Origin of the sequence: Limosilactobacillus reuteri subsp. reuteri (assembly GCF_000016825.1) — a bacterium.
GTDB lineage: Bacteria > Bacillota > Bacilli > Lactobacillales > Lactobacillaceae > Limosilactobacillus > Limosilactobacillus reuteri.
This window is the reverse complement of the sequence record NC_009513.1, coordinates 70,221-95,663: the sequence shown is the minus strand read 5'-3', so window position 1 is coordinate 95,663 and position 25,443 is coordinate 70,221. Positions and strand designations below refer to the sequence as shown.

Sequence of the window (25,443 nt, the reverse complement as noted above, 5' to 3'; positions counted from 1 at the left end):
TTTACTCTTCTCCCTTTTCCTTCATGTCATTAACTAGTTCATTCCATAGCTTCATCACGTTTGGTTCAGAATAACGCTCACTATCAGCATACGCATTTTCACTCATCTGCGCTAACTGCTCTTGATTTTGCAATAAGCGAATGATCGCTTGAGCCAGTCCATCAATATCACCGTTCTTGGTCAGCAATCCATCCTGTCGATCAATAACGACATCTGAAGGACCATATTTTATGTCATTAGCAATAATCGGCAAACCATGGGATTGGGCCTCAACTAGAGATAGTGGTAACCCTTCAGCTCGACTTGGCAAAATAAGTAATTGCGCATCTTCGTAAACCGAATTGACGTCATCTGTATACCCATGGAAGGTCACAGAACTATTAATCCCTTCCTCTTTTACAATTTTATTGAGTGTCTTGTCAAAGTCATCATTGGCATAACCCCAAAAATCAAGTTTGGCGTCTGGAACTGCTGCTAGTACTTGTGGCCATGCTTTTAATAGGTGATCTTGCTGTTTTTCAGGAGACAAGCGGGCGACCATGACAACTTGTTTCTTCGTTCGTTTTTTAAATGGAACATGGCGCTTATCAATAACTGCCGCCGGAACAATCGGACCAGGAATCCGGTAGATCTTTACACCAAACTTGCCAAACCGGTCTTGAAGATCTTCTTGTTGTTGCGGAGTTAAGGCAATGACCCCATCCCAATCTTGGAGGTGCTTAAGTCCCCAATCATAGTTATAATTAAGGGGAGAATGAAGCATATCATCAGGATTATTGACATGGTCATTATGCAATTGGAGAACCCGAAAAACATGATGTTTCATGTGCAGAACTGCCCAGCCTAATTCATAAACCCGGTCAACGATAAAGCCAATCGGACCTTCACCACAGATTTGTTTATCAGCAACCAGCTCATCAAGGAAGAACCGGGTTAACTGGTCGAATCCACTAAACTGGTAGTCATGACCATGATAATTAAAGAGATGATAAGTTTTAATTTCATTTCCCCGCTTATCCTGCTGGTGGGCTAACTGGATTGCTAAGGTTCCATCTGGACGGTAATAGTTTTCCGTTGCCATTTTTCCATCCCAGTCATAAAGTTGTTCGACCGAGATAAAACCGCGGCTGTCAAACCAACTAACTTTGAGAAGCTTTCCATAATGATCAAAATATTGAATATTAATTACCCGCCGATCAGTATCACTGCGCCGACGAATATAGAGAATACGTTTGCCATTTTGATAATAATTATAATTAATCCCATCAGCTTTGCGCTCCCAATGGGGGTTAACCGGAATATCTTTAATCCGAATATTCTTTTGCGGGACCTCACAAGCCTCTTGAAAATAATCAAACAAGTTAATAAAGTTACGATCATCAATCCCTGCTTCTGCTGTTACCAAGTGTAATTCATTCGAATATTGCCGGGTAACAATCTTAGCTGGTTGATGATATTTTTCAAACAGATGCAGACGCTTAATTTGCGCATGCTCAATTCCTGATTTGTTTCGTTGAATATTATCGTTTAGGAAAAAAAGCATCCTTGATTTCCCCTTTCATGGTTATCGCTTTGAGTTTACCATATAATTGTTAACATTCCTTGAAAGCCTAATAGAGACGTTTCCTATCCCTCACTCAATGTGTTAATATTATTATTTATAGAAAGAAGTGGACGAGATATGCAAAACCCATTTGGTAATAACAATAATGATAACCAAAATCCGTTTAACTTAAACAATCTCCCCCTCCCACCAAATTACGCTAAAATCGTTAATGACCAGGGGGATATCCGAATCGCCAAAGTCGGCTTTTCTTGGACAACTCTTTGGTTCGGGCCACTGCCAGCTCTTTTTCGCGCGGATTACTATAATTTCATTTTAATGATTGTATTAACCCTCGATTATGCTTTGGTAGCCCTTTTCTTTGGACTTAATGCCCTGCTCCAATTCCCATGGCCTTCTGTTTTCTTTGGCTTTTTCTATAATATGATGTACTTCCGACACCTATTTACTAAGGGTTATCGACCAGCTGACCAGCGTTCACGGGAACTGCTTACCCGGGCACGTTATTGGAAGGGCAATTAATTTAAAAAGAATTTTTGATAATAAAAATGAGGAGACCGAGAAAAAATTTTCGGCTCCTCATTTTCTAGTTTAAATATGATTTATAAATTTGAATCAATTCAACTGGTGATTTTGTTTGAATCAAGCCTGCAATTGACTTAATTTCATTAATGCTTAAAGAGTCTGGTGCGGCACCCCAAAGCATTAACAAATTAACACTTGTATTGATATAGAGGGTTTTAATAAATGAGAATGGCAATGACGATTTTACATTAGCTTCTTTAATATTTATATCCCCAAACAAATATGGAACTCGCGCATCAAATTCATTATTTGCTACTTCAATAATCATTTGATAAAACTGCATATCTCCATTTGAGGAAAGCAAATTTGACAACGCATGCTTATTTTCATTACAAAAAGCCAACGTATGATTAAATGCCACTTCTGCTAATTCCTTAATTTCGTCTGCACTTGGTAAATGCTTGACATCTTTTAGCTCCTCCCGATCAATTACGAGAGCTTCTTTTAGACCTCCCAATAGATCATTTTCAATTTCATGGAGAAGATCTTGTTTATTTTGGTAATAGTTGTAGAAAGTTTTTTACTAATTTCAGCGCTATCTACAATATCATTAGTAGTACATTCTGATAATTTTTTAGTATCTAAAACAGTAATAAATCCTTCCTTAATTCTATTTAACGTATTAATTTTACGAATATCCATCTTTTTTTCTCCTATATAAACTCCAAACTATATTATCTTAGTATAAACAATTAGTAAAAATATAGTAAAATAACACTCTTATTAGAACAAAGTATATTCTTGGTGTTCCTTGTACACAGTGAGTGCATAATCTCGTAAAACTATTAACTATTGATAAATTACTTGGTAAAATATCAACGAATTGAAGCTTTAACATCAAAAGCAATTCGTGAAGAGATCAATTTTATTACTTAATGACTTCTAAAGTGTCCTTAACTTTTTCTCATTTTAATAAGGACAAAAATCCTAATAAACTCCCAAAGTTAAATTGTTCTTTCTTCTAGGGTGGTGCCAATAATTGTTTTTAGTTATTCGCCTCAATTAGACTTAACATTTTACTAGTAGCAGATAATGTGCGATATCGGCTACTATTATTCCCTAAAGTAATACGTTCAATGATTTGTGCAGTCATTGAGCGTTTTTTCTATTCTTCTATTTTACTCGTTCATCATTTTCAGCTCGCTCACGACGCGTTAACCAGAATAAGATTAACGGTAAAATCACAAATCCAAAAACCATTCCAAAAATTGCAAACCAATTTGGCATTAGATGTCCTGCACGATTAATACTAAACTCACTAATCCAATCATACCGCATTAATAAGAATAGTGTAATTACAACGGAAAGGATTGGCAAAATTACATCAGTAAAGAAATTTTTATGAGCTGGTAAAATTTTCTCACGATTTGTTCCCCGATAAAATCGGATCACCCCAAGTGGAATAACAATAAATTCAAAAAAACGCACCGTTGCACTAATCACAATGATTGTTGGCAAGTTATATTGAAAAGCCATTGGGATTCCAACCGCTAATACTAAAGTAATGATAAAGGATACTAGCGGAAAGTTCCGTTTTGTCCGTCGCGCAATAAATTGGGGGACTTGATTTTCGTTAGCCATCGCTTCCAAAACTCGGGGAGTATGGAAGGATGATGCCACGTTAATTCCAAACATTGAAATAATGGCACCAACTAAAATCACATCTTGCAAAACTTTATTATGAAAAATTGCAACAAGGGCAACTACCTGCTTCGTTGTTACCATTGCAGCAGGATTAACCATCATCGCTACTGCAATCGTACAAATATAGACAATTGCAATGACTAGGATAGCAAGAGGAATAGCTCGTGGAAGGTTTTTTTCTGGATCTTTCATATCTTCAGAACCAGTTGCTACCGCTTCAAATCCAGTAAAAGCATAGAATGCTGAAATAACGGCCATAACGAATCCAGACGTTGTAAACGCAGGAATCAAGGACTTTCCCGTACTATCAGTTAAATGATTAAGTTCGTTAAAATGATTTTCACCAGTCTTAAGAAGGATAATAACTCCAGCAATAATAATTAATGCCAAAGCTCCTAATTTCCCGACTGTCGATAGGTCATTGATGATTGTAAAAATCCGTCTTCCCATCATATTAATTACCATGATAATCAGCATTAACACCACAAATCCTAAGGTGATATTGCCAAACGATTGATTCCAGCCAAAAATTGAAAAGGTAGTCCGGATAACCCCAACAGCCATTACTCCCCACGCAACAGATGCTGAGAAGAATCGCACCACTCCCATGTAAAAGCCCATATTTTCACCATATGCAGCCTTTGCATAAGAATAGGCCGCCCCGCTTTTATTTACATATTTTGCTGCCGCCGCAAACGTGATGGCTAAGATTGAAGCAAAAATTGCCGCAAAAAAGTAAGCAAGTGGCGCCTTAGTTCCAACCATTGAAACAACCGAGCCCGGTGTCAGGAAAATCCCCGACCCAATGATTGAATTGATCGCTAATAATACGATTGACCAAAAACCTAATTTAGTTTTTGTCATGCTTGTTAACCTTCTTTCATTGATTTAGTTATTAAATCACTAAATAATTTATTCATTTGCTGATCACTAGAATGAAGCATTTCTGGATGCCATTGAACGCCAAGCACTGACCCATCCCCATTTTCAATTGCTTCAATTACTCCATCCTTTGCTTTGGCAACTGGATAAAGATCTTTCCCCACTGTTTTAATTAATTGGTGGTGGAAAGAATTAACGCTCAGCTGCTCTTCACCAAATAAGCTTGCAAGGTAACTGTCAGAAGCAAGGATGATTGTCTGGGTTTCAAGGTTAGTAGTGTGTCCCTGACTATGCTTAAGTGTTGGTTCGTCACGGTAACTAATATCCTGATAAAGCGAACCACCATGAGCGACATTGAGCAACTGTGCTCCTCGGCAAATTCCTAGAACTGGCTTATGGCGTTTTTCCGCTTCTTTAAGCAATAAGAGGTCAAACGCATCCCGTTGTGGCCAAATCTCGCCAATCTGAGGCAATGATTCCTCGCCATATAGACGTGGATCGATATCATGGCCACCAGACAAAATAAGCCCGTTAACGGTTGCAACTTGTGCAATTGTCACTTCTGGATCTTCATTAAATGGAATAATATAAGGAATTCCACCATTTTGAATCACTGCATTAACATAATCTTCATTTACATAGCTCCGGCGATAACCGGGGAATGGTCCTTGTTGATCAATAATCCGTGAGCCTGATATTCCAATAATCGGTTTTGTCATCATTTTTCTCCTTCCCTAATTTTCATAAGATTTATGATAAATGTTTATAAAAAATAAGTAAATAACGTTTTTTAATCATATTTAGCCGGAAATCCCGTGACTTTAGTCATGGGATGGATAGGCTCACTCAACGTCCATTTGGACGTTTTTTCTTTTGGAGTGCATTGTATTTTTGATTGTTGATATAGTTTTCCACTACATCTTTACTCATATTACCTAACGTGCTCATATAGTAACTAGGCGACCATAAATGACCACCCCAATATTGTGATTGTCGAATTTCTGGATGTCGTTTGAGAAAGATAAATGCACTACGCCCCTTTAGTGCTTTGATAGCGCTGGTTGGCGCCTTGCTAGGTGGAAAACTGATCAGTACATGAACATGATCTGGCATTACTTCCATCTTTTCGATTACAATTTCGTTATCTTTTGCAACCATTCGCAATATGTCTTTCATTTCGTCTACCAGTTCCTTAGTTGAAAAAGCCTGGTGGCGATACTTAGTTACCCAGATTAAATGGTAATGGAAATTATAGACATAACGACGGGTATAAATAGCGTCTTGGATCTTTTCTTTTGCCATTAATAACACCTCAATTGTTATAGTCATTGTCTGATGATATGATTATATTATATCAATAAAGGAGGTGAAATAAAATGAAGTCAATGGCACAATTGGAATACCATTATGGATTGAAAATGCGTTGCTATCCTAGTGACCAACAGAAACAAATAATTAAGGTTAATAGTGATGCTAGTCGTTTTATTTACAACGAAATGGTCGCAATTGGTAAAGAACTTTGGCAATTAAGCCGAGTCAAACTACCAATTGATACGGTACAAGATCGTATTAAGCAACTAACTATGCGCCAAAACGCTAAACAAATGTCGAATCACTATCAATTTTTAGAAGATAAACGAATTGACAGTTTGACGAAAGCTAATGCCATTCAGAACTATCGAAAAGCTTGGAACTCTTTTCGGAAGGTTCACACCGCTGGTGTTCCTAAGTTTCATCGAAAGAGTTATCGCTGGCGTTATCAAACCAATTGTCAATACCCAGGGCAAAAGACTGCGTTGCTAACTAACGGTACAGTCTGTTTTCTAGATAATAGCCATGTCAAAGTCCCTAAAATAGGACAGTTACGGGTTGCCGGTTCTCAAGCACGTCTTTTGAAGAGAATGTGTGAGACTAGAATTGGTACTGTGACGTTGACTAAAGATCCAGCAGATCACTTCTTTCTATCAATGCAACTAGCTTCTGATGAATCTTTTGTTAAAGTGTCCAAAGCTAATCACGAACATATTGGAATTGATCTTAATACTGATAATTTCTTAACCGATAGTGAAGGTAACACAGTTCCTAATCCAAGATATTATCGCACTATTAAAGGCAAATTAGCCAAAGAACAGCGTATTTTATCTAGACGGCAACGACGTATCAAAAAAGAACATCGTTCTTTACGTGATAGTAAAAATTACCAAAAACAACGCTTGTTAGTTGCCAAACTCCATGTCAAAGTAATGAACCAAAGACATAATTTTCTCCAACAAATCTCTACTGCACTAATCAAGAACCACGATTTAGTAGTAGCTGAGGAGTTGCGTAGTAAGAACATGCTCAAGAATCATGCTTTGGCAATGAGCATTGCTGACGTTGGCTGGCGGTCTTTCTTGAACATGTTGGCTTACAAGGCGGATCTCTATGGGCGTCAATTCATTACGGTCAGTCCTAAAAATACGACCCAAACCTGTCATGACTGTGGTTTTGTTATGGGTAGTGGTGGGACTAAAAAGCTAACACTGGCAGATCGTAAATGGACGTGTCCGCAATGCCATACTCATCATATTCGTGATCACAATGCAGCATTGAATATTCTGGAAAAAGGATTCCAGAAACAACAAAAATCCTAGCCCAAAGGCTAGACTCATTCCTATGGCAACCTGGGAATGTAAAAGGCATTGGTAATTAGATAGTCACTATCCAAACAACTACGGTTGTTTGGATAAACCATCCGTATCTATGCAAATTGTGGTTCAGATACTCAATATAGGGGTGTCTGCTCACAAGCCATCGACTTTAGTCGATGGTGGTTGACTTGATCCCATTTACTGCTATGATATACTATTCCCTAAACAGATGTTCGATCAGAGGCTTTCATATGCGGAATATAATTCTTAATCCAACTAAACGCCAAGTCCATAAGATTAATAAGCGGATCGAAAAAGTTTATCGTCCGCGACAGAAACAAGCATTAATAGTATTTACTACTAACATCAGCAATAACCCAATCTATAAGATTAGCCTTGATACTTTTCCCGCCCTAGGAACAGGCATTTCAATGACTATGGTTAGTGAGATTCCAATAGATGAGATTAGTAAAGAACAATACATTCTTCTTCTCTATGCCCTTTATTCTCATTGGAAAAAATTACCATTAGTATTCCGGGGATTTACTCCCAAACAAGTCCGATGGTTTCAAAAAAAATTTGGTACCCGGGTATTTAATGAACATTCAACGGTGGATTGGTGGCGTAAGATAAGATAAAAGGGAATTCCATAATAAGTAACAGTAACAAGCGCAGTACATTAATGGCCTCCACCGCTCGGTAAAACCGAACGATGGAGGCCTATTGTTATATGGGAGCTTTTGCCTCGTTCCCCTTTTAGTTATGCTCGATTGTTACATCTTCATGGCCATCATATTCTTCAACGGCTACATGAACAGTCTCATTCATTGCAGTTGGAATATTCTTTCCAACAAAATCTGGTCGAATTGGTAATTCACGGTGTCCCCGATCAACAAGGACCGCTAATGAAATTCGGGTTGGCCGACCCATATCCATTAAAGCATCTAAGGCCGCCCGAACTGTCCGTCCAGTGAAGAGCACATCATCAACTAAAATAACATGTTTGTTAGTAATATCAATATCTAATTGATCAGTTTTTACGGTTGGTTCTTGAGTATGATCTGGTACATGACGGTCATCACGGTAAAGTGAGACGTCAAGTGGTGCCACAGGAATTTCTACATTTTCCAACTGATTTAGTCGCTTGGCGAGGCGCTTTGCTAAATATACCCCCCGCGTCTTAATTCCAACAAATACTAAGTTATCGACACCCTTATTTTGTTCGATAATCTCATAAGTAATCCGGGTCAATGCACGTTGCATACTTGAACCGTCTAAGATCTCATGAGCCATCATGTCACTTCCTTAATTAATTTAAAATCTTTCAAAAGAATAAGACCCTCCGCTAATTTAAGGAAGGATCCAGCATTTACTTGAGTCTTTCCCTAACAATTTAACGGGAAAGCTCGCTAATTATTATTACCATTTTAAGGGTCTAGCTTGTCGCTGTCAAACTCACTAATTGGCAAACTCATCTAGCCACTTCTGCACTTCTTGGCTAATATTTCCCCAGATTTCTTGAAAATCACCCTTATTCTTTAGGTTGTTAACAATTTTCGTCCCATTCGCTGGGTTTTCCCGTACTTCATTAACCGTTTCGTTAACTTGGTTTAAATCTTGCTTCACGTTGTTACTTTGAACTTGATTTTGCAAATCTTGAATTTGACTTTGAATCTTATCAAGGCGACTTTCTAGTGCTTGTTGGTCATGGTCCTTTTGATATTGTTGAGTTGCTCCTTTAAGTTCTGCCACTTGGTTAGCGAGACGTTGATTATCTTTTGTTAAATCGCTGATACTGCTTGAATTATTGCTTATTTGACTACTTTGCTGGCTATCAGTGGCCGCTTGGTTGGCTGCTTGCCGGTTATGAGAACTAATTGCCCACCATGCACATAAGATAACAACAATTGCGATAATAACCCATAACCATCCCCGTCTTGATTTTTGAGGCGTTGCAGTTTCCTGAGTTGCATTCTGTGTCCGCATCGGTTGAATATTTAAGGTGATACTTACCTGAGTACTTTGCCCGTTATTATCCATTACACTTAACATCACAGGGTATTCTCCTGCTTTGTTAACATCTACTTGAGTTAGGTTCATCATCACCTTACTCGTTAAATCTTGGCCCTTTTCATCGGATGCATGCACACCCAACTCGTGCATTATGTCAGCTTGATTTAAAGGACGGTTAAGTGGCCAATTTAAATAATGTTTTTCTACTGTTAGTGTTGGCTGTGTCATCATCTTGCCTCCTATAACGTTTATTTGCCTCGATTATACCATAGAGGAATCAAGGAAAATAAAAAGCCCCCAATGCTTAAAGATTATTCAAACATTAGAAGCTTTCATCTATTTTATTTATGTGCGAATTCCCAAGGGTCTTTAACAATAATCGTTTGAATCCGGTCAGCACCAACAGAAACAGTTGCAAGTGGTGATTCTGACAATTCACTTACCCGCTTCAAATAATTTTGAGCATTGATTGGTAAGTCTTCAAACTTCTTCGCACCAGTAATATCTTCGTCCCATCCCGGAAGTTCTTCATAAACTGGTTCACAACGCTCAAGTTCCTTCAAACTAGCTGGGTAGTAATCAATTTGCTTACCATCAAGTTTGTATGAGGTACAAATCTTAACGGTCTTCAAACCAGTCAAGACATCAAGCAAGTTAAGACTAAGGCAGCTAATTCCGGAAACCCGTCGTGCGTGACGCATTGCAACACTATCAAACCAACCAACGCGCCGTGGTCGACCAGTAACAGTTCCGTATTCATGACCTGTTTCACGAATCTGATCACCAATCTCATCAGTTAATTCAGTTGGGAATGGACCAGCACCAACACGCGTAGAGTAAGCCTTGCAAATTCCAACAACTGTTTCGATCTTATTAGGGCCAACGCCAACACCAGTACATACTCCCCCCGCGATTGGGTTAGAGGCAGTAACATATGGATAGGTTCCTTGGTCAACATCAAGCATAACCCCTTGTGCCCCTTCAAAGAGGACCTTCTTATCTTGATCAAGGGCATCATTGACAATTTGAGCTGTATCAGTAACGTATTGCTTTAATTCTTGACCATATTCGTAGTAACTTTCAAAAATATCGTCAAAGCTAATTGGGTCAACATGGTATAACTTAGTGAATAATTCGTTCTTTTCAGCGAGGTTACGTTCAAGTTTTTCCTTAAAGGTATCTTTTTCAAGCAAGTCACACATCCGGATACCAACACGAGAAACCTTATCCATGTAGGTAGGACCGATCCCATTCTTGGTCGTTCCCACCTTGTGATCACCCTTTGCCTCTTCTTGACATTTATCAAGAAGAATATGGTATGGGAAGGTGATGTGTGAACGACTAGAAATCCGTAAACCTGAAATGTCGATCCCGTTGTCTTGAAGATAATGCAATTCCTTTAATAATGCAGGTGGATTAATAACCACTCCATTACCAATCACCGCTAACTTGTCTTTAGCAAAAATCCCAGATGGCACTAGACGGAGGGCAAACTTCTTACCATCAAATGCAATTGTGTGACCTGCATTATTACCACCTTGTGAACGAACAACAACGTCCGCTTCTTGGCTTAGGTAATCGGTCATCTTACCCTTTCCTTCATCGCCCCATTGACTACCAACAATAACAACTGATGACATTTATTTTCACCTCATAGTTATATTTTCTAAAATTAACGTTTTTACTTCGCTATTCTACCGGATTAATTCCTTGTCGTCAACAGCTTATCGAACTATTTTTTGATATCACTCAGCAAATGTACGCTATTTTCATTGACGCTTCATATATTTTAGCGCATAATAATTACGGTAAATTTTTAAAAAGGAGCTGCCCTAATGAAAACATTCGATTATGATGATATTCAGTTGGTCCCAAATAAATGTGTGATCAAAAGCCGTAAGGATGCAGATACAAGCGTCAAGTTTGGCCCTCACACATTCAAGATCCCTGTTGTACCTGCAAATATGGAGAGCGTCATCGATGAAGATTTAGCAATTTGGCTTGCCCAAAATGACTATTATTACGTGATGCACCGCTTTAATCCAGAGACACGAGCAGCTTTCGTTAAAATGATGCACGAAAAAGGATTATTTGCTTCGATTTCGGTCGGGATTAAGGATGATGAGTATAATTTTATTGATCAACTAAAATCCGAACAATTAAATCCAGAGTATATTACAATTGATGTTGCCCATGGTCATTCTGATTTTGTGATCAAAATGATCCAATACATCAAAGAAAAACTTCCCGACACTTTTGTAACCGCGGGGAACGTTGCAACTCCCGAAGCTGTTCGCGACCTTGAAAATGCTGGGGCGGATGCTACTAAGGTTGGGGTTGGTCCCGGTAAAGCCTGCATCACTAAGCTAAAGACTGGTTTCGGTACTGGCGGTTGGCAATTATCCGCTATTCGTTGGTGTGCTAAAGCCGCGCGGAAACCAATCATCGCTGACGGCGGTATTAGACATAATGGGGACATTGCTAAGTCTGTCCGTTTTGGCGCTTCAATGGTGATGATTGGCTCAATGCTTGCCGGTCACCTCGAATCACCAGGACATGTCATCAACATTGATGGAAAACAATACAAACAATATTGGGGTTCTGCATCTGAGGTTCAAAAAGGTGCTTATCGAAATGTTGAAGGAAAGCAGATGCTCGTTCCTTACCGTGGCTCCATCAAAGACACTTTAACCGAAATGCAGGAAGACTTACAATCATCCATCTCTTACTCGGGTGGTCGTGACCTTGAAGCTATTCGGAAGGTCGATTATATGATTGTAAAAGATTCAATCATGAACGGCGATTTTTAAAAATAAGCGTAAAAAAGAAGGCTAGAAGAAAACTTTTTCTCTTCTAACCTTTTTAGTTATTATTTTTCTAATTCAGCTTGTTTCTTTACCGCCGCTTGGCCAAGAATATTTACATAGTTAAATGGACGATCAAAGTGTGGTTGGAAAAGCATATCAACAAATGCTAAATAATCAATCGTGTGCTTATCCTGGATACATAAGGAAATAATGTTAGCAGATTGAGAAACATCATGCTTACTCATAAACTGTCCACCAAGAATTTGCCGAGTCTTCTTATCCCACACCAATGTCATTAATACAGGAGTTGTTGTCGGCATAAATTCTGGACGGTAGTTGTCTTCAACTGTCACCGCAGCTGCATCAAAGCCCGCTTCTTTGGCATTCTCCAAAGTTAAGCCAGATGATACCATCGTTGTTCCATATAAGTTTAAGCCAGAACTAGATTGGGTTCCCATATCGCGCATTGTATTACCAAAGAGATTTGTTCCAACAATTGTTCCTTGCCGAATAGCGTTAGTAGCTAATGGAATGTATGCATCCTTGCCAGTTGGGTTATAGTGAACAGCCGTTGAATCTCCGGCAGCGTAAATATCTGGATCAGATGATTGCATGTATTCGTTCGTAATGATTGCCCCATTATCATGCATCTTAACTTTACCTTTTAAGAGATCAGTATTAGGACGGAAGCCAACACAGAGGATAGCAATATCTGCCTCGTAGTTGCCCTTATCCGTCTTAACGGTTACACCATTTTCGTGGTTTTCAAATCCAGTTACGCGTTGGTCAAAAGCAAAGTGGGCGCCGTGATCTACAAATTCCTGTTGAATTCGATCCGTATACTCGCGGTCAAAGTATTTATGAAGCATCCGTGGAGACCCATCAATCAATGTAACGTCCTTATTTTGACGAGTGTAAGCTTCTACTAATTCAACCCCAATATAACCTCCACCAATCACAACAATTCGTTGCGCATCTTTAGCAACGTTAAATAATTCTTTAGCATGATGGTAATTCTTGCACAAATAAACATGAGGGCCATCTACACCTTCAATTGGTGGAATTACTGGCCAAGAACCAGTAGTATCAACTAACTTATCATAATGGTCGGTCTTTGTTTCGCCTGTCACAAGGTCTGTCACTGTGACTGTCTTAGTCTTAGGGTCAATATCAGTTACATTATGTTGCATATGAACTGTTGCACCCATGGCAGCAAGTTGTTCAGGGCTTGAATAAAACATCGCATCTGGATTACCAACATCACCGCTCAAGTAAACTGCAATCCCACATGAGAGGAATGAAACGTTATCATTCCGTTCATAAATTGTGACTTCTGTTTCTGGATGATTCTGTAAAATTTGAGTGGCAGTAATTGTTCCCGCATGTGTACAACCAACAATAATAACCTTCATAACACACACCTCATATCATGTTCTGATTTTCACAATTTATTATACGCATTATTTTCATTTAATCAATATATAAAATAGGAATATTGATTATCAGTTGAAAATCAATTATCAGTTTTATTACATAATATTTCAATGTAATTACTATGATACAAGATGTTAAGTTAATTTTTGTTTGTATCGATAGATAAATAACTACACATTTTTTCTCTGAAATTTTTTGAAAATTATTGTAAAATTACTCACAATTGACTATGTTAGGAGTTTTAATATGGAATCTACTTTTCGGTTACGCCGCTCAATTATTGCCGCAATGTTATTAGCATTAACTCTTGTCCTCGGCCGCTTCTTTCTTATCCCTATTCCATGGACACATGGTAACGTCAACTTATGTGATGCTGGTGTATTCATTGCTGCCATGCTTTTAGGACCAGGAGCAGGGACAATTGTTGGTGGCTTTGGCGGAATGTTCCTTGACCTTATTTCCGGCTTCCCCCAAGATGCCTTATTTTCCTTTGCCGCTCATGGTTTAGAAGGATTTATCAGTGGCTGGATTTATAAAAAATATGGCAACACCACCTGGGGCAAATGGACCGCAATCTTGGTCGGAACAATCGTAATGATTGCAATCTACTTTATCTGCAATACCGTTATGTACCATGTAATTACTGGTTTTTTAAGTTTAGGTTCAAACTTTATCCAAGGAATGATCGGTGGAATAGTGGCGTTAATTGTTATTAGGCAATTGAAGAAGCATCACGTTGGATAAAAATACTTGAGAACTGATCGCCTTAACGGCTTATCTGTTCTCGAGTATTTTTTTACGGTTCAATTCCCCCACTTGTGGGCACGACAATAATATAATTTAGAATTCGATTAGCATAACTCTGCTTTCCAGTAAAATCTTTTATTGCCGCATTTAATTCCCCTAAATCATCGGTAATTATCCCATTAGCGTGGTTATACATAGTCTGTTTCATTAAATCGGTGTCATTAACCGTCCATGCATATACCGGTTTATGTTGCCACTGGGCTTGAGTAATGAAGTCCTGATTTAATGTTGAATATTCCATCGAAAAACCGTCAGCAACTCCCTGGGGATTACCCAAATTATAGGGTTGAATATACAAAACTGTTAACCGCGGATTAATATTTTTTAGCTTAGTCACAGCACTGTAATCAAGCGAGTGAACTTGGTCATGATCTTGCAAAATCCTTTTCCCATACCGGCGATTAAAATTCTGGAGCATCTGTTTTGAATCATGGGGTGTTGTTTTTATCTCAATCAGAAGTTTCTGATGATATTTCTCAGCCGCTGCTAAATATTGATCAAAACTCGCAACCTTAGCATGATAGCCATTTTCGCGTGCTGTTAGTCGTGTTAATTGCTTCAATGTTAGTTCATGAGGTGTTTTATTTACTCCTGTTAGGTCTTTAAGATTTTCATCGTGCATCACAACAAACCGGTGATCCTTTGTTTCATGCAAATCCATTTCAATATAATCAGGCTTAAGTTTACTTGTTTTTTCCATTGCTGGAATAGTATTTTGCACCCCGTTTTTTTCAGTAACTCCCCGATGAGAGATAGTTATTGGGCGTTTAATCCCCGTTCCCATCATGTAAAAAGTATTATTTGCAAGAGTCGCCAAGCCGATTACAAGGAAGACAAGCATAAAGGAAGTTAGCAATCCTCGTGATGGATGTTCAGGAGTTGTCGCTAGTTCACTAATGCTAGTTAAGGGGTTAACGACTACCAGTAAGATAATTGTTCCTGCCCATACTGCTAGTACTTCCCCACCAAGCTGTAAGATCGACAAGTTAAAGATAGCAGTAATCAAAGATAATTTCCCGGGTAATAAATCCAAAACAACCTGGAGAATGTAAATCATGAGGTAAAAAACAACCGTTATACTACCTACAATTATTGTCATCAGCACAATTTGAATTAAAAACTTCAACCATCTTAGCTTACTTGTCATTTGCCAGCTTTGAGACATAGCAGCTCTTAACCGTAAATGTTGATAAGCCATTAACGGCATTGTCAATATTAAACGAATACCGATCATTGTCATCAAAAGATAGAACAAGGTCAATCCACCAATAAGCCATGCATTACGGGTAAGATAATCAACAATAAACTGAGGAACTTGAATTTTCGCCAGCAGGGGAGTTCGAAAGATGATATCCGCAAATGGAATAATAAGCAAAAAGTAACCTAATAATAGAATTAACGATCCAAAATTTAGTAACGATAAAGTTTCTTTTGTTTGCCTAAACATTCGGCGCCAGCTAAACTCTGGCAAGCCAATTTCACGAAAGCCCGTCAACAAGAGCATAAATTCGCCATAGATAATTACCATTAGACATATTAATTCAATTAAAAGGCTCACTACAACTAATGGATGATGGGTCAGAATAATTACAATATTTTGATATGAAATAAACGGAATTTCTCCTGCCTGCAGGACAAAGGTAGTTATCCAGCGAAAAAATGGAATTACCAGAAACTGGTTTAAAATATCAAGACCGCCAAATAATATTAAATATTCAAGCCAATTTTTCCTGAACTGGCAAGAGTATTGGCGAAAAGCGCGATAAGCATTTTTCATTTTCAAATTCTCCTCATTATTAGCTAAAAGAAATTATATCAAAAAAGCCTCTTCCGTGAAGGTTCGAGACTTTTTAGCATACTATTTTTATTTGACTGGATACCCAATACTACTGCATCAATTTCATATTTTTTATCGTTAAAAATCAACCTCATCTGGATCAGCACATTGACCGCCAAGATTTGGCAATAAATTAATCTTGCGCATATCCTCATCAGTTAATTCGAAATCAAATATATTTTGGTTACTTATCATCCGTTCTTTATGGACAGACTTCGGTAATGGAAGAATCCCCTGTTGGAGAATCCAACGTAAACAGACTTGCGCTGGCGTCTTTTGATACTTATCAGCGATTTGAATCATTGTTGGATTAGTTAATACTTTAGCACCTTGACCACCTAAAGGAGCCCATGCCTCAACTAAGATATTGTGTGCTTGTAAGTATTTAATTTCTTCCGTATGTGGCCAACCCGGATGAACCTCAATTTGATCAACTGCTGGCGCTACTTTGGCCGTTTTTATTAATTCCGCAATATGGTGAGGCATAAAATTGCTTACCCCAATTACCCGAATTTTACCTTCATTGTAAAGGTCTTCCATTGCGCGCCACGTTTCAGCATTAATCTTGGCAGCATCATCTCCAAACTGCTTTTCATTGGCGGGCCAGTGAATTAAGTAAAGGTCTAAATAATCCATCTGCAAACGATCAAGCGTCTCTTGAAAAGCCTTCTTCGTTTGTTCATAGCCACGATTAGTATTCCATAACTTGCTAGTCACAAAAAGGTCTTCACGCTTAATTCCCGAATCCTTAATCCCCTTGCCTACTGCTTCTTCGTTTCCGTAAACAGCCGCAGTATCAATGTGTCGATAACCAGTTTCAATTGCTTCTTTCACGGCCTGTTCAGCTACATCTGCCGGAGTCCTAAATGTACCATATCCCACACAGGGAATCTTGACCTCATTATTTAAGTTGAACGTTGAGTTAATATTAGTTAATTCAAGCATCTTTACATTCCTTCTTTCTTCTTCTATTATATCTTTTTTTATTAAAAATATTGATTGCTATTCCAAATGAATTATGCTTTGATTATAATATCATGAGAACTAAATGAGGAGGGGTTATATGCATCCACGAATTGCTATTCCTGCAGATACATTAACTGAAGCTACAAACATCATTAACGAGCGAAATGCTGCCTTCGCACCTCGCCCATTAATCGAAGCCATTATCAAGTCAGGAGGATTACCCGTTATTCTTCCTAGTGTTGCTGCTTCACTAGCACCATCCTACCTTGATCTTTTTGATGGGATTATCTTTGCTGGAGGAAGTGATGTCGATCCAACCTTTTTCAACGAAGAACCGCATCAAAAATTAGGTCCCACATATCTTAAACGAGATCAATTTGAAATTAGTCTTGCTACAGCTGCATTTAATGCTGGAAAACCAATAATGGGGATCTGTCGTGGAATGCAGGTATTAAATGTTGCGCTTGGCGGGACTTTATACCAAGACCTTTCGGAAAATCCCCATCAAACCCTTAAGCATTCCCAAGATGCCCCAGGAAATTTTCCTTCCCACCACGTTAATACAGACAAGGCAAGTCGATTATTTAACTTAGTAGGACCCAGACCATATGTTAATTCACGTCATCATCAATCACTAAATCAGATTGCTGAACCACTTCATGTAACGGCATGGGCTGATGATCAGGTACCAGAAGCCGTGGAAACCATTAACTCTGATCAAATTTTAGCAGTTCAATGGCATCCAGAAAACATGTTTAAACATTACGATTATTCGCGCGCTATTTTTGCTGACTTAATTGCTAGAGCGAAAAAAGCGGTTAAATAAATAGTGGAGGGGCTGTGACATAAGCTAAGTTACTTTCAGAAAAAAACATAGAATCATAACCACCCGTCAAACGGGTGGTTTGCACATCGGCTATAAGCCGATAATAAAAGCCGGCGTCTCAAGGCGCTGGCTTTCGCTTTGCTCAAGCCAAAATGCTCTGACTACTTTGCCACCGCTTTAAGCGGTGTTTGTACTACCTCACTTACCCTTAAAAGGGTCTGAATATTCCACACTTGTTAGCTTATCCATTGCTATATCATGTTTCTCTTGATCTCGGATATACTTCTTTATCGTGGATTCATTCAATCCAACTGTACTTACATAGTAGCCTTCAGCCCAAAAATGTCGGTTCCCATATTTGTATTTTAAGTTTGCATGTCGATCAAACATCATTAATGCACTTTTCCCTTTTAAGTATCCCATAAACTGCGATACACTTAGCTTCGGCGGAATACTTACTAACAAGTGCACATGATCTGGCATCATATGACCTTCAATTATTTCTACTCCCTTATATTTGCACAACAAACGAATATAATCTCTCAGGTCTCTTCGGTATTGATTGAAGATCGCTTTACGTCTATACTTTGGTATGAATACGATGTGATACTTACATAACCACTTCGTATGGGCTAAGCTATTTAATTTATTAGCCATATTTATATAACCTCTTTTCCCTTATTGACTTTGGCTTGAACACCTACATCTTAAGGCAAAAGAGGCCTTTTTTATATAATTTTTATCGCCCACCCGCATAGCAGGTGGTTTTTTGTTTCGTGCACTCGCTCTGCTCGCGCACTCAACCAGGTCTAAAGACATTAATAATAGGCCTCCAACGCCCGGTAAAATCGAACGTTGGAGGCCTATTATTGCTTACTGGAGCTAGCTTCTCCTTGAAAAGGTTACAATGTTAATTCTTTTCGAAGCTCATCAGCAGTATAGATTCGTCCATCTTCAAACCCTTTGAAAGGATGGATTGTTTCCTGTGCCGCTTGTTGGTAACGTTTGGCACGACGCAACGCATACTCGGTGAGTGAACCATTCTTTACATAGTTTAAGAGTTTAGCACTCGGGGTAGTTAACGGATTTTCGACCCGATCTTCTAAGTCTTCCAGAACTTCGGAATATTCTGGACCGAGTTGGATTTGATTGGCATACCGCTCTAAACTTTTGAGGACAGCACGAGCTTTGGCCTGATATCTACAAGTTGCTTGGGGATTTTCCTCGGCTACAACTTCATTCATTTTATCGGCAGTCACCAATATTTCTTCTACTTCGTTTTCTTTTAATGGTGGCTGCATGATCAAGTAACTTGCTAATAAACGAATAAATCTTAGTGTACCAGTTCGAACTCCTACTGAACTGCTAGGATCTAAATCGAGCATTCGTAATTCTAAATACTCAATTCCATGTTCAGGCAACTTTTTTAAATCCGTGTTTCCTTTGAACCTCACCGGACCATGAAATTCGTAATCCGATGTTAAGATCCCTGCTTTAACTCCTTCTTCAATCCGTGCAATGTAACGATCGAGATTAGTAAAATCACCGGTAAATTTGATCCCAAAGCCGTATTGACTTTGCCGCACACTCCGAATCGGATGAGGCAACTCTTTTCCCGGTTCAAAATAATTTCCTTCAACAATTGGGCTTGCACCATAAAGATACGTAAGAAGCCATCGATATCGGACAAAACCTTGTGCCAAGATAGTATATAAATAATTCCGCACTTCACGCTCACTATTAAAGCGTTCCGGGAAAGCATTAAGGACTAGCTCAATAATGTGCTGATCAATACTCAAATTAATATGCGCTCCACAAGGCGTTCCTTGCGAGTACCCATGACGTTTTGCCCATTCCTTCAAATAAGCTTCTTTTTTCGGTCCCATTTTAGCTAACCGTAATTTAGTCTTATCTTTAGGAAGTCGTGGGGGCATGGATAACGGCCATAATAACTCGCCGGGAGCAAGAGCTGATCGCAATGTATTATTGATAACATACAAATAATGCATTGCATCAAGAGCATGTTGGGCAGAAGGAGTTACCATTTCAGCCATTGTTTCTAAAAAATCATTGGTAATCCATGGATTAGTCTTCTCATCCCCAATCGCTGACGGATATGGCTCAAGGCTTAGGTTGCCATCTTCGTCTACTCGTTGCATTTCAATCTCAAGACCCATTGTAAAATCAGAAGTCTTTGCAACAGCTTCATTATCGAATATTAATTGACCAATTCTGCTAAACACATTATCGCCCCATTCTCTAATTGCTTTTTAATAAAGATACAGGACTTTTCTCATATAAACAACAAAATATTAATAAAATAAAATTTAAATAATTTTTCACGCTTAGCAAGTACTCAATCTTCTTTATTACACAAAAGATATTAAAGATTCTCTATTCACTAGCAGGAAAAAGTTTAATAATCCTTCCTACTAAAAATGCAACTACAATTATAACCGGCGCTAGTTCAATTGGTACCAATAATAACAGCGGGATAATTGTTAATAACGGTTTTTCTAAAATAAAGGTAAGGCTTGCCGCGATTACAACAATTGCATTTATCCGTACGTCTCCAGGCAACATCATCGCACAGGCAGTTCCTACCGCGACACTCGAAAAGATAGCCGGGAAAATAGTTCCTCCCCGCCATCCCATTGCAAAACCCAGATTACTCATTACGGCTTTTACGAGTGCTACAACTAATAGGAAGATGATTGAATGATTGAAGGCTTCGTGGGTAAAAGGAACAATTCTAAACTCACCAGAAAATAAGATATCGCTTGTAATCAACGAGCTGATCGCTAAAATTAACCCAAAAATCCCACCTTGCCAAATCTTACTTATTTTTGCATTAATTATCAGTGCAGCCCAATTTTCTAAGTGAACAAACAGCCACCCAAAAGCAATCCCAATGATAATCGTTGGAATACTCGTTAATAAATTGATCCACTCCCAATTAATGATCCGGTGATGAATCCCAAAAACACCTTCTTCAGGAAAAAGCTTAAAAACAATCGCCGCGCCTACTATTCCAATTCCAACTAATCCTGAAATAACAAAGACTCGTTGAGATTTATTTTTAAAAAGCTGACTGAATCTAGGAGCACGGGCTAAATCTTGCGTTTGCATTTTACCGTACCAAAGAGAAACTTTCTGGCGCATTGAAGTTGCCCAGCGCATACGGTCACCAAGCCAATTAATCATGCTGCTAGTTAAGACTGTTGTAGAAGCTTCCGGCCCGATGCTTCCTCCTGCTCCGAGGGCCAATAAGCCAAGAATAAAAGACTTCCACCAATTATGATAATTTAATTGCCCCTTCAACCTTACTTGCGTCAGCACTTGTTCAATCGTTAACGGGTAATTACCCCATCGCTCATTCAAGAAACCAATCAAAAATCCCAATGGAATACATACTAAAAACGGATACCATTTACTACTAACTGCCGGATCTAGGTATTGATGCCAAACTAAATCAATTACCCAGTTAACTAAGTTTAAATACGCCGCTGTCAGCATACCAATTATTAGGCTCCAAACAACTGCATATATTCCAATCTTAAGTCGCCAAAATTTCATTCTTACTTTCCTACTTCTTTTAACGTTACGATAAAAGCTAACTTACCATTTGTATACTTCGCCGTAATTTTCCCTTTGAATTGTTTAACGATATATTGAGCCATCGAAAGCCCAATACCAAAGCCTGCCTTTTTTCCTTGAGTATGCGATTCATCAACCCGATAAAAGCGGTTAAAGAATTTTTTAGCATCCAGGCTTTTACCATCTTTATAGCTATTCGCAATCGTAATAACTATATTTTTACTATGATTAGACGAGGACACTGTAAAATCAATTTCACCCTGAGGATCACAATACTTATTCGCATTATCAAGCAAAATATTCAACAGTTCCCGTAGTGTATTTTCATCAGCGTTTGCTACCAAGCCTTCATCAATCTGTACATTGAATTGTTTCTGTTCGGTTGAAATCACACTCTTGAAACTACTAGCCACATCCCCGGCAATTTGACTTACATTTACCGGCAACATCGTTAATGTCGGTTGTTCTTGCATGCGCGCAAGTGACACCAGGTTATTAATTAACTTTGTCAGGCGAGTAACCTGTTGCTTGGTGCTTGTTGTCCATTCATTCTCACCATTGATAATCTCTTGCATTTCATTATTCGCTGAAATAACTGTCAATGGCGTTTTTAATTCATGACTAGCATTAGTTATAAATTCTTTTTGCCGCTGCTCTGCTTCAATAATTGGCCGAATTGCACGACGCGAGTAAAGGGTTAAAACAATGGTATACAGAACTAAAACAATTACCCCTAAGATCAACCCTGTATGCATTAGTGATCGTGTCCGGGCCATGAGGAGTGATTCATCAAGAAAGACAATTACTTTCTCGCCGTTTTTATTCCGAATCTTATAAGCATAATTTACCCCTCGATATAGCAACTGCCCGCTATGCACTTTTCTTCTTACAAGACGGTCTGTCATTGCTCGGGCATCCTGCGGCGTAACCGTTGCAATATGATCATCTTGCACTTCCGTTACTTGATTTTTATTATCAACCAGTACAGCAAAATAACGATATTGATGAAGGCCCTCACGTGAAAATTGAGGTTGACTATTGTCAGTAGTCCGGATCCCTTTTCGGGGAATTTGGCCGTCGTTATTTACCAAAATCGTCAATACCCGTTCAATTTCTTGGTGCGATTGATAGTAAGTGAGGGTGCAAATACTGCCAACAATTGTCAAAATTACAAATAATAATGCCGCAGTTGAGATTGCAATAAATTTATAGCGAAAACGTTGAATCATTCCTTGACCCCCTAGCATGCAATCATAAACGGTCCAGTTTTTTCACCACTAATTGTTACTTGAGATTGAATTGCCTGTAATTTTTGCCGTAAATAACAGATATTAATCCAGAGATCTTCTTGATCAGCGGTTTCATTCTCATCCCAAACGTGGTTAATAAGTTCATTCGCTGATAATTCTTTATTAGCATTCAAAATAAAATACTGAAGTAAACGATTTTCCCGATTCGTTAAACTAATCGAATTATGGCTTTCAAGCGATTGATCGTTACCGTTAAGGGTCAAATCACCAAATTCAAGAACATCTACTTGGTAAGAATCATCTCGGCGTTGACGGGAACGCAAACGAGCAAGTAGTTCTTTTAAGGAAAAGGGCTTAGATAAATAATCGTCAGCACCGGCATCAAGACCAGTTACCTTATCATCTTCTTCACCCATAGCCGTTAACATCATAATATATGTTCGATTACCAGTTGCTCTAATTTCCTTTAATGCTTCCAGTCCAGATTTAACAGGCATCATGATGTCTAAAATTATGACATCATAGGCATTTTCTTTCGCCTGCTCAACGGCTTCTTGGCCATTATTAGCAATATCAACTTGATAACCACTCGCTGTCATCGCTGAACTTAATACATGAGATAGCTGCTGTTCATCTTCTGCTACAAGGATTCGCATCTTATTCGCCTTCCTCACTAGAATTAATTAATTGCCGGATTGTTTGCATTTGAACGTCGCATGATGCTAATTGGTCAGCACAACGTTTAAGTTCGCGACCAATTCGCTCTGGATTTTTAATATTATGTTTATATTTCATCTCATGTTCAAGACTTGCCCATGAATCCATTGCAATCGTTCGTAACTGAATTTCAACATAAAAATGTCCCGGGTTATTTCCTTCAATATCTTGATATGGAACTTTTTCATCAATAATGACATGATAGCTCCGATACCCATTTGGCTTTGCATTTGTAATATAATCCTTTTCCTTAATAACCTCACACCAGTCAGCTTGACGTAATTGGCAAAGGCAACGGTCAATATCATCGATAAAGTTACAAACAATTCTGATTCCAAACTGCATCGCGACATTTTCGTAAGGCCGATTCAGTAGAGACCGGATAGCCTTTTCGTTGGCATTTTTCCGCCATACTCTCGGAAGTCTTCACCCGAGCAATTAAATGTTCATAAAGTTTTGGTTGCTTATCCTGCACTGTTTGCCGATTTAGCTCTTTGATCCGATCAGTTGTGAGGGAAAGAATATTTGACAAAATCTGCTCATATGGGCCATAAATTGACATCACATTTTCCTCCTTTAATTTGAATATTATACAGTACTCACCACTAAAGAATACCCTAAAAATAGCATTTTTAAGATGCCTTAAATTTTATTCGGTCCGCAATCCTGCTACGTAGTCGTCTACTTCTCTTTTTTGTGACCTAGTTTGGTAAAATTCTTTTTTTAATTGCGATAAGGTTAAGGCCTTTGCTTTTAGTTTTGTATTTCGCTGAGAAGTATATTTTATAATCACGGTTTGTCCTTCCGCTTTAAAGAAAATTATCGTCCCATCTTGGTCGTCAGCGGCTACTAAATAACTATAATCATCTACCCCTGCTGGAACGGTGTCAGAGGGCTTAACAATTCCATAAACGAGTTGATTTGCAGCAATATTTTGTTTTAACCACTCGGGAGATATTGCCAATCCCGCTAAAACCCCAATTTGTTGGTCGGTAAATTTTGGCCGTGGCTGTTGACTTGACTGTGTTTCATCCTGAACTTGCTGAGAGGAAGGCCGATTAAAGTTAATTGTAACTGCCACCCATAAGCAACTAATTAAAATAATGATTGTTATAATTACTTTTCTTTTCATAATTTCACATAAAAAAGGCGCACCTAGATTATTCTAAGTACGTCTTTACGGATTGTTAAAAGAGAGAAATTGGATCTTAATTCATTTGCGCTTTAATAGCAGCTAAGGATACGTCGCCAGTCTTATCGAACTTAACATCAGCATCCTTCAAATCAGCACCAAAACCAATTGATAATTCACCAGCACGGTTAATTGATTCAATTCCGGCTTGGGCATCTTCAAGTCCCGCTACTTGGTCAGCTGGAAGATCCATTAATTTAGCTGCTTCTTGGTAAATTTCTGGATCTGGCTTACCATGGCTTAAGTTTGCTGGATTAACGATTCCTTCAAAGTAATCAGTTAATTGCAAATACTTAAGAACCTTTGGCGCATTTTTAGAAGCAGAAGCTAATACAATGTGGTAACCGTTAGCTTTCAATTCATCTAAGAAGTCTTTCATTCCTGGAAGAATATCGGCAGGTGTTAGAGTTTCAACTAATTTAATATAGTTATCATTCTTTTCAGTTGCCAAAGCTTCTTTTTCTTCTTGAGTATAGTCATTTTCATGACCGCCAGCCTTCAAGATTAATTCCAAAGAATCCATCCGACTAACACCTTTTAATGCGTCAGCCAATTCTGGAGTCCATTCAGTTCCAACCTTGTCAGCTAATTGGTGCCATGCTTGACCATGAAAACGAGCAGTGTCAGCAATAACACCGTCAAGGTCAAATGCAAAACCTTTCAAATCTTCAAACTTCATCTCAAATGCCTCC

General features: G+C 38.6%; 25 protein-coding genes and 1 pseudogene. 6 read left to right on the top strand and 20 right to left on the bottom strand.

Annotated elements, in window-relative coordinates:
• Position 1: 1 nt before the first annotated feature.
• A complete protein-coding gene (gene asp1 / locus LREU_RS00410; RefSeq protein WP_003669615.1) occupies positions 2-1,543 on the bottom strand; it encodes an accessory Sec system glycosyltransferase Asp1 in 1,542 nt (513 codons plus the stop codon).
• Between the two features lie 138 nt (positions 1,544-1,681).
• Here asp1 and LREU_RS00405 point away from each other — a divergent pair, with 138 nt between their 5' ends.
• A complete protein-coding gene (locus LREU_RS00405) occupies positions 1,682-2,086 on the top strand; it encodes a hypothetical protein (RefSeq protein ID WP_003665350.1) in 405 nt (134 codons plus the stop codon).
• Positions 2,087-2,150: 64 nt separating this feature from the next.
• On the opposite strand, the gene LREU_RS00400 is transcribed toward LREU_RS00405, so the two are convergent.
• From LREU_RS00400 to tnpA (LREU_RS00380), 5 genes are all read right to left on the bottom strand, one after another.
• Positions 2,151-2,606: a TetR-like C-terminal domain-containing protein gene (locus tag LREU_RS00400; protein ID WP_003669612.1), complete on the bottom strand. Its 456-nt coding sequence runs from the start codon at positions 2,604-2,606 to the stop codon at positions 2,151-2,153.
• The gene (locus tag LREU_RS00395) at positions 2,594-2,791 is read right to left on the bottom strand and encodes a hypothetical protein (protein WP_003669611.1); all 198 of its coding nucleotides are present in this window, start codon (positions 2,789-2,791) and stop codon (positions 2,594-2,596) included. Before LREU_RS00395 ends, LREU_RS00400 begins: the two co-directional genes overlap by 13 nt.
• 471 nt (positions 2,792-3,262) lie before the next feature.
• A complete protein-coding gene (locus tag LREU_RS00390; RefSeq protein ID WP_003669609.1) occupies positions 3,263-4,657 on the bottom strand; it encodes an APC family permease in 1,395 nt (464 codons plus the stop codon).
• A gap of 5 nt (positions 4,658-4,662) precedes the next feature.
• Positions 4,663-5,394, bottom strand: a complete 732-nt coding sequence (locus LREU_RS00385) for a gamma-glutamyl-gamma-aminobutyrate hydrolase family protein (RefSeq protein ID WP_035164208.1) — start codon at positions 5,392-5,394, stop codon at positions 4,663-4,665.
• A gap of 127 nt (positions 5,395-5,521) precedes the next feature.
• On the bottom strand, positions 5,522-5,977 hold the full coding sequence (gene tnpA, locus LREU_RS00380; RefSeq protein ID WP_011953362.1) for an IS200/IS605 family transposase: 456 nt from the start codon (positions 5,975-5,977) through the stop codon (positions 5,522-5,524).
• 74 nt (positions 5,978-6,051) lie between these two features.
• Here tnpA (LREU_RS00380) and LREU_RS00375 point away from each other — a divergent pair, with 74 nt between their 5' ends.
• Together LREU_RS00375 and LREU_RS00370 are read left to right on the top strand one after the other, a co-directional pair.
• Complete coding sequence (locus LREU_RS00375; protein WP_003669603.1) at positions 6,052-7,308, top strand: RNA-guided endonuclease InsQ/TnpB family protein; 1,257 nt, start codon at positions 6,052-6,054, stop codon at positions 7,306-7,308.
• A gap of 248 nt (positions 7,309-7,556) precedes the next feature.
• Positions 7,557-7,943 (top strand): hypothetical protein, encoded by a 387-nt coding sequence (locus tag LREU_RS00370; RefSeq protein ID WP_003669602.1) that lies wholly within the window; start codon positions 7,557-7,559, stop codon positions 7,941-7,943.
• Positions 7,944-8,061: 118 nt separating this feature from the next.
• Here LREU_RS00370 and pyrR read toward each other — a convergent pair whose 3' ends face one another.
• From pyrR to LREU_RS00355, 3 genes are all read right to left on the bottom strand, one after another.
• A complete protein-coding gene (gene pyrR, locus LREU_RS00365) occupies positions 8,062-8,598 on the bottom strand; it encodes a bifunctional pyr operon transcriptional regulator/uracil phosphoribosyltransferase PyrR (protein ID WP_003673063.1) in 537 nt (178 codons plus the stop codon).
• 165 nt (positions 8,599-8,763) lie between these two features.
• Positions 8,764-9,549, bottom strand: a complete 786-nt coding sequence (locus LREU_RS00360) for an immunoglobulin-like domain-containing protein (RefSeq protein ID WP_003669598.1) — start codon at positions 9,547-9,549, stop codon at positions 8,764-8,766.
• Positions 9,550-9,659: 110 nt separating this feature from the next.
• Positions 9,660-10,958, bottom strand: coding sequence for an adenylosuccinate synthase (locus tag LREU_RS00355; RefSeq protein ID WP_003669597.1), 1,299 nt, complete (start codon positions 10,956-10,958; stop codon positions 9,660-9,662).
• 195 nt (positions 10,959-11,153) lie between these two features.
• Between LREU_RS00355 and LREU_RS00350 the strand changes: the two genes are divergently transcribed.
• Positions 11,154-12,128: a GMP reductase gene (locus tag LREU_RS00350; protein WP_003669595.1), complete on the top strand. Its 975-nt coding sequence runs from the start codon at positions 11,154-11,156 to the stop codon at positions 12,126-12,128.
• A gap of 59 nt (positions 12,129-12,187) precedes the next feature.
• Here LREU_RS00350 and LREU_RS00345 read toward each other — a convergent pair whose 3' ends face one another.
• Positions 12,188-13,537 (bottom strand): FAD-dependent oxidoreductase, encoded by a 1,350-nt coding sequence (locus LREU_RS00345; RefSeq protein ID WP_003669593.1) that lies wholly within the window; start codon positions 13,535-13,537, stop codon positions 12,188-12,190.
• A 268-nt stretch (positions 13,538-13,805) separates the two neighbouring features.
• Between LREU_RS00345 and LREU_RS00340 the strand changes: the two genes are divergently transcribed.
• Positions 13,806-14,303, top strand: a complete 498-nt coding sequence (locus tag LREU_RS00340) for an ECF transporter S component (protein ID WP_003669591.1) — start codon at positions 13,806-13,808, stop codon at positions 14,301-14,303.
• A gap of 52 nt (positions 14,304-14,355) precedes the next feature.
• On the opposite strand, the gene LREU_RS00335 is transcribed toward LREU_RS00340, so the two are convergent.
• Both LREU_RS00335 and LREU_RS00330 read right to left on the bottom strand, forming a co-directional pair.
• Positions 14,356-16,143 carry a glycerophosphoryl diester phosphodiesterase membrane domain-containing protein gene (locus tag LREU_RS00335; protein WP_003669589.1) on the bottom strand — a complete coding sequence of 596 codons (1,788 nt, stop codon included), beginning with the start codon at positions 16,141-16,143 and terminating at the stop codon, positions 14,356-14,358.
• A 138-nt stretch (positions 16,144-16,281) separates the two neighbouring features.
• Positions 16,282-17,148: an aldo/keto reductase gene (locus tag LREU_RS00330; RefSeq protein ID WP_003669587.1), complete on the bottom strand. Its 867-nt coding sequence runs from the start codon at positions 17,146-17,148 to the stop codon at positions 16,282-16,284.
• Between the two features lie 118 nt (positions 17,149-17,266).
• On the opposite strand from LREU_RS00330, the gene LREU_RS00325 reads away from it, so the two are divergent.
• The gene (locus tag LREU_RS00325; protein ID WP_011953361.1) at positions 17,267-17,995 is read left to right on the top strand and encodes a gamma-glutamyl-gamma-aminobutyrate hydrolase family protein; all 729 of its coding nucleotides are present in this window, start codon (positions 17,267-17,269) and stop codon (positions 17,993-17,995) included.
• A gap of 198 nt (positions 17,996-18,193) precedes the next feature.
• Here LREU_RS00325 and tnpA (LREU_RS00320) read toward each other — a convergent pair whose 3' ends face one another.
• The 8 genes and pseudogenes from tnpA (LREU_RS00320) to pgmB all read right to left on the bottom strand — a co-directional run bounded on the left by tnpA (LREU_RS00320) (position 18,194) and on the right by pgmB (position 25,430).
• A complete protein-coding gene (tnpA, locus tag LREU_RS00320) occupies positions 18,194-18,652 on the bottom strand; it encodes an IS200/IS605 family transposase (protein ID WP_003664118.1) in 459 nt (152 codons plus the stop codon).
• Between the two features lie 245 nt (positions 18,653-18,897).
• Positions 18,898-20,238: a glutamate--cysteine ligase gene (locus tag LREU_RS00315; RefSeq protein ID WP_003669583.1), complete on the bottom strand. Its 1,341-nt coding sequence runs from the start codon at positions 20,236-20,238 to the stop codon at positions 18,898-18,900.
• A 151-nt stretch (positions 20,239-20,389) separates the two neighbouring features.
• On the bottom strand, positions 20,390-21,571 hold the full coding sequence (locus LREU_RS00310; protein WP_003669581.1) for a chloride channel protein: 1,182 nt from the start codon (positions 21,569-21,571) through the stop codon (positions 20,390-20,392).
• A 2-nt stretch (positions 21,572-21,573) separates the two neighbouring features.
• Entirely contained in the window at positions 21,574-22,821 is a 1,248-nt protein-coding gene (locus LREU_RS00305) for a sensor histidine kinase (protein ID WP_011953360.1), read from the bottom strand.
• 11 nt (positions 22,822-22,832) lie between these two features.
• Entirely contained in the window at positions 22,833-23,498 is a 666-nt protein-coding gene (locus tag LREU_RS00300; protein ID WP_003669577.1) for a response regulator transcription factor, read from the bottom strand.
• 1 nt (position 23,499) lies between these two features.
• Positions 23,500-24,121: pseudogene (locus LREU_RS00295) on the bottom strand (GTP pyrophosphokinase).
• A gap of 87 nt (positions 24,122-24,208) precedes the next feature.
• Positions 24,209-24,691: an Lreu_0056 family protein gene (locus LREU_RS00290; protein WP_003669575.1), complete on the bottom strand. Its 483-nt coding sequence runs from the start codon at positions 24,689-24,691 to the stop codon at positions 24,209-24,211.
• Positions 24,692-24,767: 76 nt separating this feature from the next.
• Positions 24,768-25,430, bottom strand: coding sequence for a beta-phosphoglucomutase (gene pgmB / locus LREU_RS00285; RefSeq protein WP_003669573.1), 663 nt, complete (start codon positions 25,428-25,430; stop codon positions 24,768-24,770).
• Between the last annotated feature and the right edge of the window lie 13 nt (positions 25,431-25,443).

Coding starts and splice junctions, on each gene's coding strand:
- asp1 (WP_003669615.1), bottom strand. CDS start 1,543: ATGCTTTTTTTCCTAAACGATAATATTCAACGAAACAAATCAGGAATT.
- LREU_RS00405 (WP_003665350.1), top strand. CDS start 1,682: ATGCAAAACCCATTTGGTAATAACAATAATGATAACCAAAATCCGTTT.
- LREU_RS00395 (WP_003669611.1), bottom strand. CDS start 2,791: ATGGATATTCGTAAAATTAATACGTTAAATAGAATTAAGGAAGGATTT.
- LREU_RS00390 (WP_003669609.1), bottom strand. CDS start 4,657: ATGACAAAAACTAAATTAGGTTTTTGGTCAATCGTATTATTAGCGATC.
- LREU_RS00385 (WP_035164208.1), bottom strand. CDS start 5,394: ATGACAAAACCGATTATTGGAATATCAGGCTCACGGATTATTGATCAA.
- tnpA (WP_011953362.1), bottom strand. CDS start 5,977: ATGGCAAAAGAAAAGATCCAAGACGCTATTTATACCCGTCGTTATGTC.
- LREU_RS00375 (WP_003669603.1), top strand. CDS start 6,052: ATGAAGTCAATGGCACAATTGGAATACCATTATGGATTGAAAATGCGT.
- LREU_RS00370 (WP_003669602.1), top strand. CDS start 7,557: ATGCGGAATATAATTCTTAATCCAACTAAACGCCAAGTCCATAAGATT.
- pyrR (WP_003673063.1), bottom strand. CDS start 8,598: ATGGCTCATGAGATCTTAGACGGTTCAAGTATGCAACGTGCATTGACC.
- LREU_RS00360 (WP_003669598.1), bottom strand. CDS start 9,549: ATGATGACACAGCCAACACTAACAGTAGAAAAACATTATTTAAATTGG.
- LREU_RS00355 (WP_003669597.1), bottom strand. CDS start 10,958: ATGTCATCAGTTGTTATTGTTGGTAGTCAATGGGGCGATGAAGGAAAG.
- LREU_RS00350 (WP_003669595.1), top strand. CDS start 11,154: ATGAAAACATTCGATTATGATGATATTCAGTTGGTCCCAAATAAATGT.
- LREU_RS00345 (WP_003669593.1), bottom strand. CDS start 13,537: ATGAAGGTTATTATTGTTGGTTGTACACATGCGGGAACAATTACTGCC.
- LREU_RS00340 (WP_003669591.1), top strand. CDS start 13,806: ATGGAATCTACTTTTCGGTTACGCCGCTCAATTATTGCCGCAATGTTA.
- LREU_RS00335 (WP_003669589.1), bottom strand. CDS start 16,143: ATGAAAAATGCTTATCGCGCTTTTCGCCAATACTCTTGCCAGTTCAGG.
- LREU_RS00330 (WP_003669587.1), bottom strand. CDS start 17,148: ATGCTTGAATTAACTAATATTAACTCAACGTTCAACTTAAATAATGAG.
- LREU_RS00325 (WP_011953361.1), top strand. CDS start 17,267: ATGCATCCACGAATTGCTATTCCTGCAGATACATTAACTGAAGCTACA.
- tnpA (WP_003664118.1), bottom strand. CDS start 18,652: ATGGCTAATAAATTAAATAGCTTAGCCCATACGAAGTGGTTATGTAAG.
- LREU_RS00310 (WP_003669581.1), bottom strand. CDS start 21,571: ATGAAATTTTGGCGACTTAAGATTGGAATATATGCAGTTGTTTGGAGC.
- LREU_RS00305 (WP_011953360.1), bottom strand. CDS start 22,821: ATGATTCAACGTTTTCGCTATAAATTTATTGCAATCTCAACTGCGGCA.
- LREU_RS00300 (WP_003669577.1), bottom strand. CDS start 23,498: ATGCGAATCCTTGTAGCAGAAGATGAACAGCAGCTATCTCATGTATTA.
- LREU_RS00290 (WP_003669575.1), bottom strand. CDS start 24,691: ATGAAAAGAAAAGTAATTATAACAATCATTATTTTAATTAGTTGCTTA.
- pgmB (WP_003669573.1), bottom strand. CDS start 25,430: ATGAAGTTTGAAGATTTGAAAGGTTTTGCATTTGACCTTGACGGTGTT.